General features: G+C 48.6%; 12 protein-coding genes. All 12 read left to right on the top strand.

From position 1 onward, the window contains the following. The first annotated feature begins 3 nt into the window (after nucleotides 1–3). Complete coding sequence (gene rpsB / locus ACFSUC_RS00445; protein ID WP_379927416.1) at nucleotides 4–702, top strand: 30S ribosomal protein S2; 699 nt, start codon at nucleotides 4–6, stop codon at nucleotides 700–702. A gap of 114 nt (nucleotides 703–816) precedes the next feature. Beyond that, nucleotides 817–1,470, top strand: a complete 654-nt coding sequence (gene tsf, locus ACFSUC_RS00440) for a translation elongation factor Ts (RefSeq protein ID WP_379927415.1) — start codon at nucleotides 817–819, stop codon at nucleotides 1,468–1,470. Nucleotides 1,471–1,634: 164 nt separating this feature from the next. Continuing rightward, nucleotides 1,635–2,360, top strand: coding sequence for a UMP kinase (gene pyrH, locus ACFSUC_RS00435; protein ID WP_379927414.1), 726 nt, complete (start codon nucleotides 1,635–1,637; stop codon nucleotides 2,358–2,360). Between the two features lie 3 nt (nucleotides 2,361–2,363). Beyond that, on the top strand, nucleotides 2,364–2,918 hold the full coding sequence (frr, locus tag ACFSUC_RS00430; protein ID WP_379927413.1) for a ribosome recycling factor: 555 nt from the start codon (nucleotides 2,364–2,366) through the stop codon (nucleotides 2,916–2,918). 63 nt (nucleotides 2,919–2,981) lie between these two features. After that, nucleotides 2,982–3,743 (top strand): isoprenyl transferase, encoded by a 762-nt coding sequence (locus ACFSUC_RS00425; protein ID WP_379927412.1) that lies wholly within the window; start codon nucleotides 2,982–2,984, stop codon nucleotides 3,741–3,743. Between the two features lie 23 nt (nucleotides 3,744–3,766). After that, a complete protein-coding gene (locus ACFSUC_RS00420) occupies nucleotides 3,767–4,576 on the top strand; it encodes a phosphatidate cytidylyltransferase (RefSeq protein WP_379927411.1) in 810 nt (269 codons plus the stop codon). A gap of 55 nt (nucleotides 4,577–4,631) precedes the next feature. Then, a complete protein-coding gene (locus ACFSUC_RS00415; protein ID WP_379927410.1) occupies nucleotides 4,632–5,804 on the top strand; it encodes a 1-deoxy-D-xylulose-5-phosphate reductoisomerase in 1,173 nt (390 codons plus the stop codon). A 202-nt stretch (nucleotides 5,805–6,006) separates the two neighbouring features. After that, nucleotides 6,007–7,254 carry an RIP metalloprotease RseP gene (gene rseP, locus ACFSUC_RS00410; RefSeq protein ID WP_379927644.1) on the top strand — a complete coding sequence of 416 codons (1,248 nt, stop codon included), beginning with the start codon at nucleotides 6,007–6,009 and terminating at the stop codon, nucleotides 7,252–7,254. Nucleotides 7,255–7,308: 54 nt separating this feature from the next. Beyond that, a complete protein-coding gene (proS, locus tag ACFSUC_RS00405) occupies nucleotides 7,309–8,757 on the top strand; it encodes a proline--tRNA ligase (protein WP_379927409.1) in 1,449 nt (482 codons plus the stop codon). Nucleotides 8,758–8,916: 159 nt separating this feature from the next. Beyond that, entirely contained in the window at nucleotides 8,917–13,221 is a 4,305-nt protein-coding gene (locus tag ACFSUC_RS00400; RefSeq protein WP_379927408.1) for a PolC-type DNA polymerase III, read from the top strand. Nucleotides 13,222–13,424: 203 nt separating this feature from the next. After that, the gene (gene rimP / locus ACFSUC_RS00395; RefSeq protein ID WP_379927643.1) at nucleotides 13,425–13,862 is read left to right on the top strand and encodes a ribosome maturation factor RimP; all 438 of its coding nucleotides are present in this window, start codon (nucleotides 13,425–13,427) and stop codon (nucleotides 13,860–13,862) included. 66 nt (nucleotides 13,863–13,928) lie between these two features. Then, a complete protein-coding gene (nusA, locus tag ACFSUC_RS00390; protein WP_379927407.1) occupies nucleotides 13,929–15,080 on the top strand; it encodes a transcription termination factor NusA in 1,152 nt (383 codons plus the stop codon). Nucleotides 15,081–15,088: the final 8 nt, after the last annotated feature.

The following is a 15,088-nucleotide window of genomic DNA, read 5'->3' as shown; positions in this document are numbered from 1 at the left end:
AGGATGGCAGTAATCTCCATGAAACAGCTTTTGGAAGCTGGGGTACACTTCGGTCATCAGACTCGTCGTTGGAATCCGAAAATGGATCGATACATCTTCACCGAAAGAAACGGCATTTACATTATTGACCTGCAAAAGACGGTCAAGAAAGTAGAAGAGGCTTACAACTTTGTTAAGTCCATTGCAGAAGACAATGGAACGATCATGTTTGTAGGTACAAAAAAACAGGCTCAGGACTCCGTTAAGGACGAAGCAGAGCGTTGTGGCATGTACTACATCAACCAAAGATGGTTGGGTGGTACTTTGACAAACTTCGAAACGATCCAGAAGCGTACGAATCGTCTTCATGAACTGGACCGTATGGAAGAAGACGGAACGTTTGAAGTTCTGCCTAAAAAAGAAGTCATCCTGCTTAGAAAAGAAAAAGCTCGTCTGGAGAAATTCCTCGGCGGCATTAAGCATATGAAGAAGCTTCCAGATGCATTGTTTATCATCGATCCTCGCAAAGAGCGCATTGCAGTAGCAGAAGCGCGCAAATTGGGCATCCCAATCGTAGGCATCGTGGATACAAACTGTGATCCGGATGAAATCGACTATGTGATCCCGGGTAATGATGATGCGATTCGTGCCGTGAAATTGCTGACAGGCAAAATGGCGGATGCAGTCATCGAATCCCAGCAAGGTGAGCAAACTACAGCGTAAGCATGGCATGTAAAGGGGTGGTTGGAAGGTTATTACAAACCTATCACCACCCTTTTTTTGAAAAAAGGTACGTACACACAAACATATCGGGTTGAATATAAAGGAGGAACCATCATGGCAGTTAATGCAAGCGCAGTAAAGGAACTGAGAGAAAAAACAGGTGCAGGCATGCTGGATTGCAAGAAAGCACTGGAAGAAGCAGAAGGAAATATCGACAAAGCGATTGAAGTGCTTCGTGAGAAAGGTCTATCTGCTGCAGCGAACAAAGCAGGCAGAGCAGCAACAGAAGGAGCGGTTGCATCGTACATACATGCAGGCGGTCGTATCGGCGTTCTGGTTGAAATCAACTGTGAAACAGACTTTGTTGCGAAAAACGAAGGTTTCCAGGAATTCGTTAGAGATATCGCGATGCATATTGCAGCTTCCAATCCTAAATTTGTGCGTCGTGAAGAAGTGCCACAAGCTGAGCTGGACAAAGAGCGTGAAATTCTGCGTACCCAAGCTCTGAATGAAGGCAAGCCGGAAAAAATCGTGGACAAAATGGTCGATGGCCGCATGAACAAATATTACGAGGAATACTGTCTCCTTGAGCAATCTTTCGTCAAAGATCCGGACAAAACCGTGGCAGAACTTGTCAATGAAAAAATCTCTACCATTGGTGAGAATATCTCTATTCGCCGCTTCGTTCGCTATGAGCTTGGAGAAGGCTTGGAGAAAAAAGAAGACAACTTCGTTGATGAAGTCATGGCGCAAGTAAAAGGCCAATAATTCCATATCGCATGGTGCAAGAAGATGGAACACCCGTGTGTTCCTTCTTTTTTACCATCTTCGTGAATGGAAAGACGAGACAGCAGGAGGATCTGCTTGTTGACGCATGGACAGGATAGCAGCCTGATTATATTGGAAGTGGAATGGATTGGAGGATTGGTTCTTTGGAACAACCTAAATATAAACGAGTCGTGTTGAAGCTAAGCGGTGAAGCGATGGCAGGCAACCAGGGCTTTGGAATTGAAGCGAATACGATTCATTCTATCGCTACACAAGTGAAAGAACTAATTGAACTGAATGTGGAAGTGGCAGTCGTCGTGGGTGGCGGCAACATTTGGCGCGGCATTTCAGGCAGTTCGCAGGGAATTGATCGTGCGACAGCGGATTATATGGGCATGCTCGCTACCGTAATGAATTCACTGGCGCTGCAAGATGCGCTGGAGACCATTGAAGTGCCGACCCGTGTTCAGACCTCCATTGAAATGCAGCAAATTGCTGAGCCATACATTCGCCGGAGAGCCATTCGGCACCTGGAAAAAGGAAGAGTGGTCATCTTCGCTTCCGGTACAGGGAATCCGTTCTTCTCCACCGATACGACAGCTGCACTTCGCGCTGCTGAAATTGAGGCGGAAGTGATTCTCATGGCTAAAAACAATGTGGATGGCGTTTATTCTGCAGATCCGAAACTGGACCCAGATGCCCAAAAATACGATCAACTCACTTACATGGAAGTGCTCAACAAGAATCTGGGTGTCATGGATTCGACAGCTTCTTCACTTTGTATGGATAATCATATTCCGTTGCTCGTGTTCTCTATTATGGAGGAAGGCAATATCAAGCGGGCAATATTAGGTGAAAAAATTGGGACGCTTGTAAAAGGGAGTGTATAGATCATGCCGCAAAGCATAAAGAAAAACGGGGAAGAAAGAATGCAAAAGGCGATTCAGTCGCTGAAAAGGGAACTGTCCGCACTACGTGCAGGCAGAGCCAATCCGGCACTGCTTGATCGCATCCAGGTAGACTACTATGGTTCACCAACCCCGTTGAATCAGATGGCCAACATTGCCACACCTGACGCAAGAACGTTGTTGATTCAGCCTTGGGACAAAACGACCGTAGCTGAAATCGAACGCAGCATCCAGAAATCTGATTTGGGTATTACCCCTTCAAATGATGGAACCGTAATTCGCATTGTCATTCCGGCCTTAACTGAGGAAAGACGGGCGGAGCTGGTGAAGCTCACGAAGAAATTCGGCGAGGAAGCCAAGGTGGCCATCCGTAACGTACGTCGTGATGTAAACGATGATATTAAAAAACTCGAAAAATCGGAGATTTCTGAAGATGAATCCCGCCGTCATCAGGAGGATGTTCAGAAATTGACAGACAAGTTTGTTGCGGAAGTAGATCAAGTCCTGGCTGCCAAAGAGAAAGAAATTACAGAGATCTAACCTCATGTGCCCCGCGTAACGTGGGGTTTTGTGTATTGTTGAATCCTTAATGGAGGATTAAAGATGAAACAACTGCTGAGAAGACTAAGGCAAAACAAATTGACGGCAGAGCAAGTGCGACAATCTGGAAAGGTCCCGAGTCACATTGCCATCATCATGGATGGAAATGGCCGATGGGCCAAAAAATATGGTCTGCCCAGAGCAGCAGGACATCATACCGGCATGAAAAATGTTCGTAAAATCGCAGTCGCAGCCAGTGAGATCGGTGTCAAGGTATTGACGCTGTATGCGTTTTCCACCGAAAACTGGAAACGGCCCAAGGAGGAAGTGGAATTTCTGATGAAGCTCCCTCAGGAATTCTTTCCACTCGAGATTCAGGAGCTGCTTGATCACCATATTCAAGTGCGCATGATCGGCAGCAAGGAACGTCTTCCCGCTTACGCGCTTGAGCCGATCGAAGAAGCGATCGAGCGGACGGCTGGCAATCAGGGGTTAATCCTGAATTTTGCGATTAATTATGGCAGTCGAATGGAAATCATGGAAGCGACGAAGCAGATTGCCCGGGATGTCGCGGATAACCGATTGCGTCTGGAGGATATCGACGAATGCACGATGAGCGAGCGAATCCTGACCGCGGATCTGCCAGACCCCGATTTACTAATCCGAACGAGTGGCGAGCTTCGTCTTAGCAATTTTATGCTCTGGCAGCTGGCTTACAGTGAGTTTTGGTTTACACAGGCATTCTGGCCAGATTTCGATGAACAGTTGTTTTTTTCTGCCGTGAGGGAATACCAAAATCGAAAACGCAGATATGGCGGTCTGTAATTCGAACAGGGAGGGATTTGCGAATGAAGCAGCGTGTCATCACGGGAATATTGGCGGCAATCCTTTTTTTAGGCTTACTTACCGTTGGTGGAATCGGGTTTACGCTCCTGATTCTGTTGCTTGCTCTTATCGGATTTTTTGAATTTGTCCGCCTCAATCAAATCGCACCTTTCAGCGCTTCAGCCATTTTCGGGTATATCAGTGTGGCGTACATTGTCATCCCGTGGCAGCTTTATGACTGGAGTCATTTCTCGAATTTTCAGATCGTGTGGATCACCATGTTTATATTTCTAACCATCACGGTAGTCAGTAAAAATCGGGTACATATCGAACACGCAGCCATGTTAACGCTTGGTGTTTTTTATGTAGGCATTGGCTTTCACTATATGCTGTTAACCAGGCTGGCGCCTGAACAATGGGGGGACAGTGGCCTCTACTGGTCCTTGCTCATTTTTGTATGTATTTGGCTCACGGACATCGGAGCCTATTTTTCGGGTATGGCGTTTGGAAAACGGTTGCTGTGGCCTTCTATCAGTCCGAAGAAAACGATCGAAGGCGCGCTTGGTGGGTTGACTCTTTCCATTGCGGCGGCGCTGCTCTTCGCCTGGTATTCACCTGACCGACTTGAGCTGGTAGAAGCACTATGGATTGGACTTGCGGCAGGGGTTGTGGGACAACTCGGAGACTTTATCCAGTCCGCATACAAGCGGGTGCGAGGTGCGAAGGACTCGGGCATATTGCTGCCTGGTCATGGCGGTGTGCTGGATCGTTGTGACAGCTGGATTATCGTGTTTCCATTTGTACACATGGTGCAATTGCTTCCCTTCACCTAGGCACACACGACTTCACATGATACGAAACCCATGAAGGACCTATGAGGAGGAAGTTATGACGAAACGGATTGCGATCCTGGGATCAACGGGATCAGTTGGGACACAAACGCTCGAAGTCGTGGACCAGCATCCCGACCATTTCAAAGTGGAAGTGCTGGCTGCGGGAAGAAATGTGGACCTGCTGGAAAAACAGGTTCGCAAATATCAGCCAAAGCTGGCCGTGGTCGCGGATCAGTCGCTGGCTGATACACTGGCTACGCGACTGGCCGGTGCTCAACTTCCGACCACGATTATGTATGGAGCGGACGGATTGGTACAGGCTGCCGGACATGCAGATAGCGATATGGTGATCACCGGCATTGTAGGCAGTCAGGGATTAAAGCCTACACTCGCCGCGATTGAGGCTGGCAAGACGATCGGTTTAGCCAACAAGGAAACACTCGTGAGTGCGGGTCATCTTGTGATGGAGGCAGCCAGGAATAAAGGTGTAGACATCATCCCCGTGGACAGCGAGCATTCCGCGTTATTCCAGAGTCTGAATGGCGAAAAGCGAAGTGCGATAGATAAATTGATTCTGACTGCATCTGGCGGTTCATTCCGAGATCGAAACAGAGAAGAGCTGCGTAATGTGACCGTGGCGGATGCACTCAAGCATCCGAACTGGTCCATGGGAGCGAAGATTACGATTGATTCAGCGACCATGGCCAATAAGGGGCTGGAAGTGATTGAAGCCAGATGGCTGTTTGACATCCCCTATGAGCAAATTGAGGTAGTCATTCATCCGGAAAGCATCATCCACTCCATGATCCAATATGCGGACAACTCCCTGATTGCTCAAATGGGACTACCCAATATGACCTTGCCGATCCAGTATGCCATGACCTATCCAGAACGGATGCACAGTCCCGCGCCTGCGATGGACTTTTCCAAGTTATGGACCTTGCATTTCAAACCGATGGATCTGGACCGGTTCCCGTGTCTGAGACTGGCCTATGAGAGCGGTCGGGCAGGCGGCACAGCCACGACCGTATTCAACGCTGCAAATGAAGAGGCTGTATCCTTATTCTTAAAGGAACAGATTTCATTTTTGGAGATCGAAACGTTGATTGAGCAGGTTCTGCATATGCATGACACGGTTTCGTCACCGAATCTGGAAGCAATCATGCATGCCGATACATGGGCACGGCAGCAGACGATTGCTCGCGCTGCACGTCTGGGTCAACAATAAGTCGCCGACATAAGCCAGGATAAACTATCAACATGGATAAGCCGGCATATGCACGGACATGTGTGACGCGAGGGTTAGGAGCGAGAACGGTTTCTAGAAAAAGGGTTCTCTTGTGTTTGGTCCGGGAATAATGATAATCTAAGGACATGCGAATCATAGAGGAGGCTTCCGGACCTTGACGATTGAAGGTATTTTGCTAACAATGCTCATGTTTTTCTTTCTCGTTGGTTTTCATGAGTGGGGACATTTCTATTTTGCAAAACGGGCGGGTATTCTAGTTCGGGATTTTGCAATCGGGTTTGGTCCCAAAGTATTTTCCTATAAAAAAGGTGAGACCAGATATACGATCCGGCTGTTTCCTATCGGTGGCTTTGTGCGTATGGCGGGCGAAGATCCCGAGCTTGTGCAAGTCAATGCGGGACAAACCATTGCCATCAAGTTGGAGAACGAATCTGTGCAGCGTATGTATCTCGATCGGCTGGACGAAAGACAGGACTGCATCATCGGGACCGTTGAACAACTGGATATGGAGCATGAACTGAAGATGACGCTGGATGTGGATGGGGAATTGCAAACCTATGACATCCATCCTGCTGCTCATATGGTCACCAGAAATACAGAGACACAAATTGCACCCTGGAATCGTCAGTTTGGCAGCAAATCGGTCGGGAAACGGGCGATGGCCATTTTTGCCGGGCCATTAATGAATTTTGTGCTTGCCTTTTTGCTCTTTTTTGCATTCGTGTATATGACAGGCATTCCGATTAATGATCCTACCCACTTGTCGATCGGGGAAGTGGTGGAGCCATCTGCGGCTGCTGAGGCAGATATTCGTACCGGAGATATTGTAAAAACGGTGAACGGAGAGCAGATCGAAGGAAACTCGGAAAAACTGATCACGATGATCCAGGAATCGCCCAACCAGATGATGGAGTGGGTCGTTATTCGAGACGGAAAGCCAAAGCGTTTGCAAGTGACGCCGAAGGAAGAAGATGGAGTGGGTCGCATTGGCACCGGCATTCGGGCTGAGGGTGTTGAATATCGTTCACCTTCTCTGGGTGAGGCATTCTCTGATACGGCTTCCATGATGAAAAATGCAACCGAGCAGATCCTCATTGCCCTGAAAAAGCTGATTATGCTGGACTTCAAGCTGGACGATCTTGGTGGACCCGTACGAATAACGGAGTTTACGAATGAAGCAGTCAGTTACGGGCTGAACGTATACATTTCATGGGCAGGTATCCTCAGTTTGTACCTGGGTATCTTCAACCTGCTGCCATTTCCTGCGTTGGATGGAAGCAGGCTGCTGTTTATCGGCCTTGAAGGATTACGGGGCAAACCGATCGATCCCAACAAGGAAAGTATGGTTCACTTTATCGGGTTTGCCATGCTGATGCTACTCATGATTGCGGTCACCTATAACGATATATTGCGATTATTTCAAGGCTGAGGCACGATGATATAAATGGAAGTTGATGCAACTTGTCAGGTACAGGAGGTAGCTATGTCGAAGGATAAACAGTTTGTCAAAGAAATTACACCCCAAGCCGAGGATTTTTCTCGCTGGTATATTGATGTGATCAAGAAAGCGGACCTGATGGATTATTCCCCGGTCCGCGGCTGTATTGTTTTCAAACCGGACGGCTATGAGCTATGGGAGCTTTGTCAGCGCGAGCTGGATGCCCGATTCAAGGAAACCGGACATCGCAACGCCTATTTCCCGCTGTTTATTCCAGAGAGCTTTTTCCAGAAGGAGAAGGAGCACGTCGAAGGATTTAATCCAGAACTGCCTTGGGTGACCGAAGCAGCTGGTGAACAGCTGGAGGAAAGACTGGCGATTCGTCCGACTTCAGAAACGATGATTGGTCATATGTACGCCAAATGGATTCAATCGTATCGCGATTTGCCTGTACTAATCAACCAATGGGCGAACGTCGTTCGTTGGGAGAAGCGGACGCTGCCATTCCTGAGAACGAGTGAGTTTCTGTGGCAGGAAGGCCATACGGCCCATGAAACAGAAGAAGAAGCGAGAAAAGAAACCCTGCAAATGCTGGAAATCTATCGGGATTTTGTAGAGAACTTCCTCGCGATTCCGGTCATTGTCGGTCAGAAAACACCATCAGAGAAATTTGCAGGTGCAAAGGATACGTACTCCATTGAAGCGATGATGAAGGATGGACGAGCTGTTCAGGCTGGAACATCTCATTACATGGGCACAAACTTTGCAGAAGCCTTCGATATTAAATACCTGGACCGTGACAATCAGCTCCAGCATGCGTTTACCACTTCGTGGGGAGTCAGTACCCGATTGATCGGCGCCTTAATTATGGTGCACGGGGATGATCGCGGATTGAACCTGCCGCCAAAGGTGGCACCGACACAGGTTGTGATGATTCCGATTGGCCCTGCCAAGACCCGTGACCAAGTGGTGGCACGTACCGATGAATTGTTTGCGGAGCTGAAGCAGGCGGGAATTCGGGTCAAAGTAGACGATCGCAGCGATCAAAGTCCAGGCTGGAAATTCAATGAATATGAAATGCGCGGCGTGCCGGTTCGCTTGGAACTGGGGCCAAGAGATATGGAAAAAGGACAGTGTGTACTCGTCTCTCGCGTAACGGGTGAGAAACGAATGGTTCAGCAGGATCAGCTCGTTGAAGAAGTTCAAAAGCTGCTGGATGAAACCCAGCAAGAGCTGTATGAGCGCGCGAAGCAGTTCATGGCAGATCGATTCCGTTCTGTGGATGAACTGGATGAGCTGAAAGCAGCGATGGAAGAAGAACGAGGATTTTTCTTGGCAGGATGGTGCGGGTCAGCTTCCTGTGAGCATCAGGTGAAGGAAGAGGCTGGCGCAACTAGCCGGAACATTCCGTTCGAAGTGACCGAACATAAGAGTAAATGTCTGGTTTGTGGGGAAAACGCCCAGCATACCGTTGTATTTGCCAAGGCGTATTAATGCAATGATAAACACATTTCATCTCGATCCACACCGCGGAGAAGAAGCGTGGATACCGCTTCACCTCTTGTTCAGGCTGTGGTCGAGAAGGGATGTGACAGAAGACTCCGTGAGGAGTTTTTCTTGTTTTATATCCATTTTATTCATGGGGGAGATGGGATGGTGCGTTCAGAAGATAAACGCAATCGCTTTGAACTGCTCATGGAGCAGGCTTCGATACCACAGGACTGGATCTCGCAATATTTCCAGGATGGGCACATTGAGCGAGTGATCACCAGTCGATCCAATCAGGAATGGATCTTTCATTTGCAGAAGGAACAGCTTGTCCCTGAACAAATCTATCGGTCTTTCAGTAAACGCATCCAGGACCAGTTCGCGCACATTGCCAAAGTCAGTTTCATTATGGAATATGCCGATCAGGTCGCACACCGGGAGCTGGTACAAGAATATTGGCCGTTGTTCTTGGACTGGATTCAGCGTGAAGTGACCGCCATCAATGGATGGATGCTCAAGTCACAGGTTGACGTGCAGGAGGATATCTTGCAAGTCAGCCTGTTGGATCAGACGGGCATTGAGCTGGCCAAGCGCCGTCAGATCGATGAGAAGCTCATCCAGTTTTTTGAGAACTTTTTTTGTCGTACATTTCGGGTCACATTCCGGGTCAGTGAGCAGCGCGAAGAAGAATTTGAGCGCTTCGCCAAGCAAAAGGCTGAGGAAGAGCGCACGGTTACGCAGACGATGATGGAGGCCATTGCCCAGGAAGCTTCAGAAGAGCAGGGGGAAGAGCCATCTGCCCTGCAATTTGGTTATGCCATTCAGGACAAGCCGGTACCGATCCAGCAGATTGTCGATGAAGAAAAAAGGGTGACGGTACAAGGAACGGTGTTTCAGCTGGAAGAAAAAGAACTGCGCAATGGCAGTACATTATTCCAGTTTTACGTGACGGACTTCACGGATTCCTTGCAATGCAAAGTATTCGCGAAGACGAAGGAAGACGTCAAAATTCTGCGGCTGATGAAAAAGGGCTCTTGGATCAAAGCCAGAGGCAAGGTCGAATACGATCGATTCATGCAGGTTCCTGAACTGGTGATGATCCCCAATGATCTTCATGAAGTACCCTCACCACCAGCCCGTAAAGACGAGGCCAAAGAAAAGCGTGTTGAATTCCATCTGCATACGAATATGAGCACAATGGACGGCATGACATCCGTTTCGGATTACATCAAGACGGCTGCCAAATGGGGCCATGAAGCGATTGCCATTACGGACCATGCAGGGGTACAGTCTTTTCCCGAGGCGTATCATGCCCAGGAAAAGAACGATATCAAAGTCATATACGGGGTAGAGGCGAATGTGGTCAATGACTCCGTTCCGATCGTGATAAACCCCATTCCGATGCCGTTAGAGGATGCTGAGTTCGTCGTATTTGATATTGAGACCACCGGTCTATCGGTCATCAATAATAAAATTATCGAGATTGCGGGCGTGAAGATGAAGAACGGTCAGGAGATTGACCGATTCTCGACATTCATTAACCCGCATGAAAAAATTCCGTACCATATTTCACAATTGACCAACATTACCGATGACATGGTTCACGATGCGCCTGAATTGGAGCCGAAGCTGCGCGAATTTGTCGAGTTTGTGGACGATGCTGTGCTTGTGGCACACAATGCCAGATTTGATATGGGCTTCATGCAGGCCAACCTGAGGCAGTTGAAGATGGCGGAGCTTTCCAATCCCGTTCTGGATACGCTGGAACTGGCAAGGTTGCTGTTTCCAACGATGAAAAACCATCGTCTCAATACGCTGTCTGATAAATTCAAAGTCAGTCTCGACAATCACCACCGGGCGATTGATGATTCCATTGCACTCGGTCATGTACTGTATCATTTGATCAAGGAAGCGTCCGAGCAGCACATATATGATTTAAATCGATTGAACGATTTTGTCGGAAAAGATCTTCGCAACACGCGTCCGTTTCATTGCAACATCTATGCCAAAAACATGACGGGCAAAAAAAATCTGTTCAAGCTGGTCTCCCTTTCCCATACCGAATATTTTCATCGTGTCGCTTGCATCCCGAAGAGCAAGCTGACGGAACTGAGAGAAGGACTACTGATCGTATCGGGCTGCGAGAAAGGCGAATTTTTCGAAGCCGTGTTGAACAAGTCGGTGGAAGAAGCGGAAGAGATCGCCCAGTATTACGATGTGCTAGAGATTCAACCGATTGGCAATAACATGCATTTGGTGGACAAAGGTTTGGTTGGCAGTGCCGCTGAACTGCAGGATGCCAATCGCAGAGTGATTGAAATAGCCAGGAAACAGAACAAGCCCGTCATTGCCACTGGGAATGTGCATTACTTGCATCCGATCGACAAGATGTCCCGAGACATTACCATTCATGGCATAACCGGCTTCAGCCCGCTCAAAAATCAGCAGAAGCCGGACGTCCACTTCCGGACTACCACTGAAATGCTCGAAGAATTTGCTTATCTGGGGGAAGAACTGGCGTACGAAGTAGTGGTGAATAACACCCGAAACCTGGCAGAACAGTTCGAAACGATTGAAATGTTCCCGAAAAAGCCGTTTTTCCCTGTGATTGAAGGTGCAGACCAGGAGATCCGTGACACTTGTTACCGAACCGCGGAGAGCATCTATGGGCAGCCTTTGCCGGAAGTGGTGGTGGAGCGGTTGGAGAAAGAGTTGGAGCCGATTATCAAATTCGGCTTTGCTGCTCTTTATCTGATTTCCGAGCGACTGGTGAAGAAATCGAATGAGGACGGCTATCTCGTCGGCTCCAGGGGTTCCGTCGGCTCTTCTGTGGTCGCGATGATGCTGGGTATTTCCGAGGTTAATCCGCTGCCGCCGCATTATGTTTGCAGCACGTGCAAACAGAGCAAATGGTTTACAGACGGCAGTGTGCCCAGCGGCTTTGACCTGCCGAATGAGGCATGTGAAGGCTGTGGCACGATGATGAAAGGGGACGGACAAGACATTCCGTTCGAGACCTTTCTCGGTTTTAAGGGAGATAAAGTTCCCGATATCGATCTGAACTTCTCAGGCGAATATCAGCCGCATGCGCACAACTATACGAAAGTGCTGTTCGGGGAGAAAAATGTATACAGGGCTGGAACGATCGGCACGGTAGCCGAAAAAACAGCTTTTGGCTATGTGAAGAAATATGAGGAAGAGCATGGACATAAATGGCGAACGGCTGAGGTACTCAGACTGAGCGGCGGATGTACAGGTGTGAAACGGAGCACAGGTCAGCATCCTGGCGGAATCGTTGTTGTCCCGGATTATATAGAGGTGGAGGACATTACCCCGGTTCAGTTCCCGGCCGATGATACGAGTGCGGATTGGAAAACCACCCACTTTGATTATCATGCCTTTGACGCCAACCTGCTCAAGCTGGATATTCTCGGACACGATGATCCCACAATGATGAGGATGCTGCAGGATTTAACGGGGGTCGATCCGACGACCATTCCGATGAACGATCCGAAGGTGATGAGTATCTTCCATTCCACGGATGCACTGGGTGTTACCCCTCAGCAGATCCGTACCCCTGTTGCTACGTATGGCGTACCGGAGATGGGGACCAAGTTCGTTCGCCAGATGCTGGATGAGACGAAGCCGTCTACGTTTGCCGATCTATTGCAAATCTCGGGACTGTCTCACGGGTCCGGCGTATGGCTGGGAAATGCACAGGAACTGATCAAGAACGGGACGTGTAACATTAAAACGGTAATCGGTTGTCGGGATGACATCATGCTGTTTCTTATCTATAAAGCCGGACTGGATGCAAGCCTGGCTTTTAAAATTACGGAAAGTGTGCGGAAGGGTAAAGGGCTGTCCGATGAATGGATTCAGATTATGAAGGATCACAAGGTACCAAAATGGTATATTGATTCCTGTCTGAAAATCGAGTACATGTTCCCGAAAGCGCATGCCTCGGCATATGTCATCTCTGCTGTGCGAACCGCATTTTTCAAGGTTTATCACCCGATTGAATACTATGCGACCTATTTTACCGTCCGAGCTGAGGATTTTGATCTCGAGTTGCTATGTGCAGGGTATGACCAGATTATGAAGCGGATCAAGGAAATTGAAGAGAAAGGGTTCCAGGCTGCTCCGAAAGAAAAAGCCAGCCTGCCAGTGCTGGAAATGGCGCTGGAAATGACGGCCAGAGGCTTTTCGTTCAAGCCGATTGACCTGTACCGCTCGGAAGCAGAGCGATTTGTCATTGAAGGGGATGCCCTGATCCCGCCCTTCTCCGCTATCGCCGGAGTGGGCGTGAATGCAGCGAGGAATATCGCCGCTTCCAGAGCAGACGGGGAATTCCTCTCGGTCGAAGACTTCCAGAAACGTTCGAAAGCTTCCAAAACGATCGTGGAGATTCTGGGGTCCTTTGGTTGCTTCCGGGGACTTCCGGAATCCAATCAGCTTTCCTTGTTCTGATCCGGTTAGAAGCCTGTAGCGGGGGCCCCTCCCCTTGTAAGAGATTGTATGCTATGTTATAATCTCAATTAGAACTACATGTGCCTTAGAAGAGAGTGGGGAAACCCACTCTTCTCTTTTGCCGAAAAACAAGGAGTCATTATCCAGATGAAGGGGGCCGACATCCAGTGGGTCAACATTCGATCAAAGAAGTAGTAGAAGCGATGATTCAGCCTTATTTGGACGAGAACGGATTTGAACTGGTTGACATCGAATATGTCAAAGAAGGTGCGAATCGATTCCTTCGAATCTTTGTCGATAAAGAAAACGGGATTGATATTGAGGAATGCGGGCGGATCAGTGAATATATCAGTGCCAAGCTGGATGAGAAAGATCCGATTACTGAAGCCTATTTTTTGGAGGTTTCCTCACCGGGTGCGGAGAGACCGCTGAAAAAGCCGAAAGATTTTGAAAGATCCATCGGAAAATATGTCAACATTACTACGTATGAACCTATAGACGGATCCAAGGAATTTGAAGGTACACTGCTCGCTTATGATGATCAATTCGTAACGGTGGAGATCAAAGTAAAGCAAAAAAAGCAAAAGGTGGAGATTCCGCAAGCCAAAGTGGCAAAAGCCCGACTCGCCATCGAGTTCTAGGTTAAGCGGCAAGCATAGCAAGTAGCAAACAAGGTGTCACATATTGAGAGGAGGACGGTTTTATTTATGAACACAGATTTCATTGAAGCGTTGCATGAGATTGAACGAGATAAAGGGATCAGCAAGGATATCTTGATTGAGGCGATTGAGGCTGCCCTGATTTCTAGCTACAAGCGTAATTTCAATACAGCCGCAAATGTGAGAGTGGATATTAATCGCCAGACTGGCGTGATCAAGGTTTATGCACGCAAGACCGTAGTGGAGGAAGTGCTGGACCCGAGACTGGAGATTTCACTTGAGGCGGCCCATGAGATGAACGGGAACTTCCACCTGGACGATATTGTGGAGATTGAAGTGACGCCGAGAGATTTCGGACGTATTGCTGCCCAGACAGCCAAACAGGTGGTTACGCAGCGGATTCGCGAAGCGGAACGCGGGCTGATCTACAATGCCTATATCGACAAGGAAGAAGATATTATTAACGGGATTGTACAGCGGGTGGACCCGCGCAATTTTTATGTGGATCTCGGCAAAGTGGAAGCACTGCTGCCGATGAACGAAGTCATGCCCAATGACAAGATTGGTCAGAGCGATCGGATTAAAGCCTACATAACGAAGGTGGAGAATACGACGAAAGGACCTCAGATTTTCTTGTCGCGCACACATCCCGGCCTGCTCAAGCGCTTGTTTGAGCTGGAGGTGCCGGAAATTTATGACGGCATCGTTGAAATCCGCTCCGTCGCACGCGAGGCTGGCTATCGTTCTAAAATCGCGGTGTACTCAGAGAATCCGGACGTCGATCCGGTCGGTTCCTGCGTAGGACAGAAAGGCTCTCGTGTTCAGACGATTGTAAATGAGCTCAATGGCGAGAAGATTGATATCGTTCGCTGGTCTGAAGACGTGGAGGAATACGTGGCGAATTCGCTGAGTCCTTCCAAGGTCATGCATGTGGAAGTGAGGGAACAGGAGAAGATGGCACGGGTGATCGTACCCGATCATCAATTGTCCCTGGCGATTGGCATCAAGGGGCAGAACGCCAGACTGGCAGCCAAACTGACAGGATGGAAAATCGATATCAAGAGCGAGAGCCAAGCGGCAGAAGCCTATGGCGATATGGATGAGCCGGAAGAAAATGAGACCGATTTGCTGGAAGAGACAGTGGAAGAATTTGAGAACGAGAACTTGGACAGCGAAGAGTTTGATATAGATCGCAGCTAAATCGGTTC

The sequence above is a fragment of the Marinicrinis sediminis genome (assembly GCF_042685085.1).
GTDB lineage: Bacteria > Bacillota > Bacilli > Paenibacillales > KCTC-33676 > Marinicrinis > Marinicrinis sediminis.
Note: the sequence above shows the minus strand (reverse complement) of the source record. Positions and strands in the feature narration are given on the sequence as shown.

What these genes read in the sequence shown, in the direction of transcription:
- ACFSUC_RS00400 (WP_379927408.1), top strand. Translation starts at nt 8,917, where the DNA reads ATGGTGCGTTCAGAAGATAAACGCAATCGCTTTGAACTGCTCATGGAG.
- rpsB (WP_379927416.1), top strand. Translation starts at nt 4, where the DNA reads ATGGCAGTAATCTCCATGAAACAGCTTTTGGAAGCTGGGGTACACTTC.
- rimP (WP_379927643.1), top strand. Translation starts at nt 13,425, where the DNA reads ATGATTCAGCCTTATTTGGACGAGAACGGATTTGAACTGGTTGACATC.
- ACFSUC_RS00415 (WP_379927410.1), top strand. Translation starts at nt 4,632, where the DNA reads ATGACGAAACGGATTGCGATCCTGGGATCAACGGGATCAGTTGGGACA.
- tsf (WP_379927415.1), top strand. Translation starts at nt 817, where the DNA reads ATGGCAGTTAATGCAAGCGCAGTAAAGGAACTGAGAGAAAAAACAGGT.
- rseP (WP_379927644.1), top strand. Translation starts at nt 6,007, where the DNA reads ATGCTCATGTTTTTCTTTCTCGTTGGTTTTCATGAGTGGGGACATTTC.
- nusA (WP_379927407.1), top strand. Translation starts at nt 13,929, where the DNA reads ATGAACACAGATTTCATTGAAGCGTTGCATGAGATTGAACGAGATAAA.
- ACFSUC_RS00420 (WP_379927411.1), top strand. Translation starts at nt 3,767, where the DNA reads ATGAAGCAGCGTGTCATCACGGGAATATTGGCGGCAATCCTTTTTTTA.
- frr (WP_379927413.1), top strand. Translation starts at nt 2,364, where the DNA reads ATGCCGCAAAGCATAAAGAAAAACGGGGAAGAAAGAATGCAAAAGGCG.
- proS (WP_379927409.1), top strand. Translation starts at nt 7,309, where the DNA reads ATGTCGAAGGATAAACAGTTTGTCAAAGAAATTACACCCCAAGCCGAG.
- ACFSUC_RS00425 (WP_379927412.1), top strand. Translation starts at nt 2,982, where the DNA reads ATGAAACAACTGCTGAGAAGACTAAGGCAAAACAAATTGACGGCAGAG.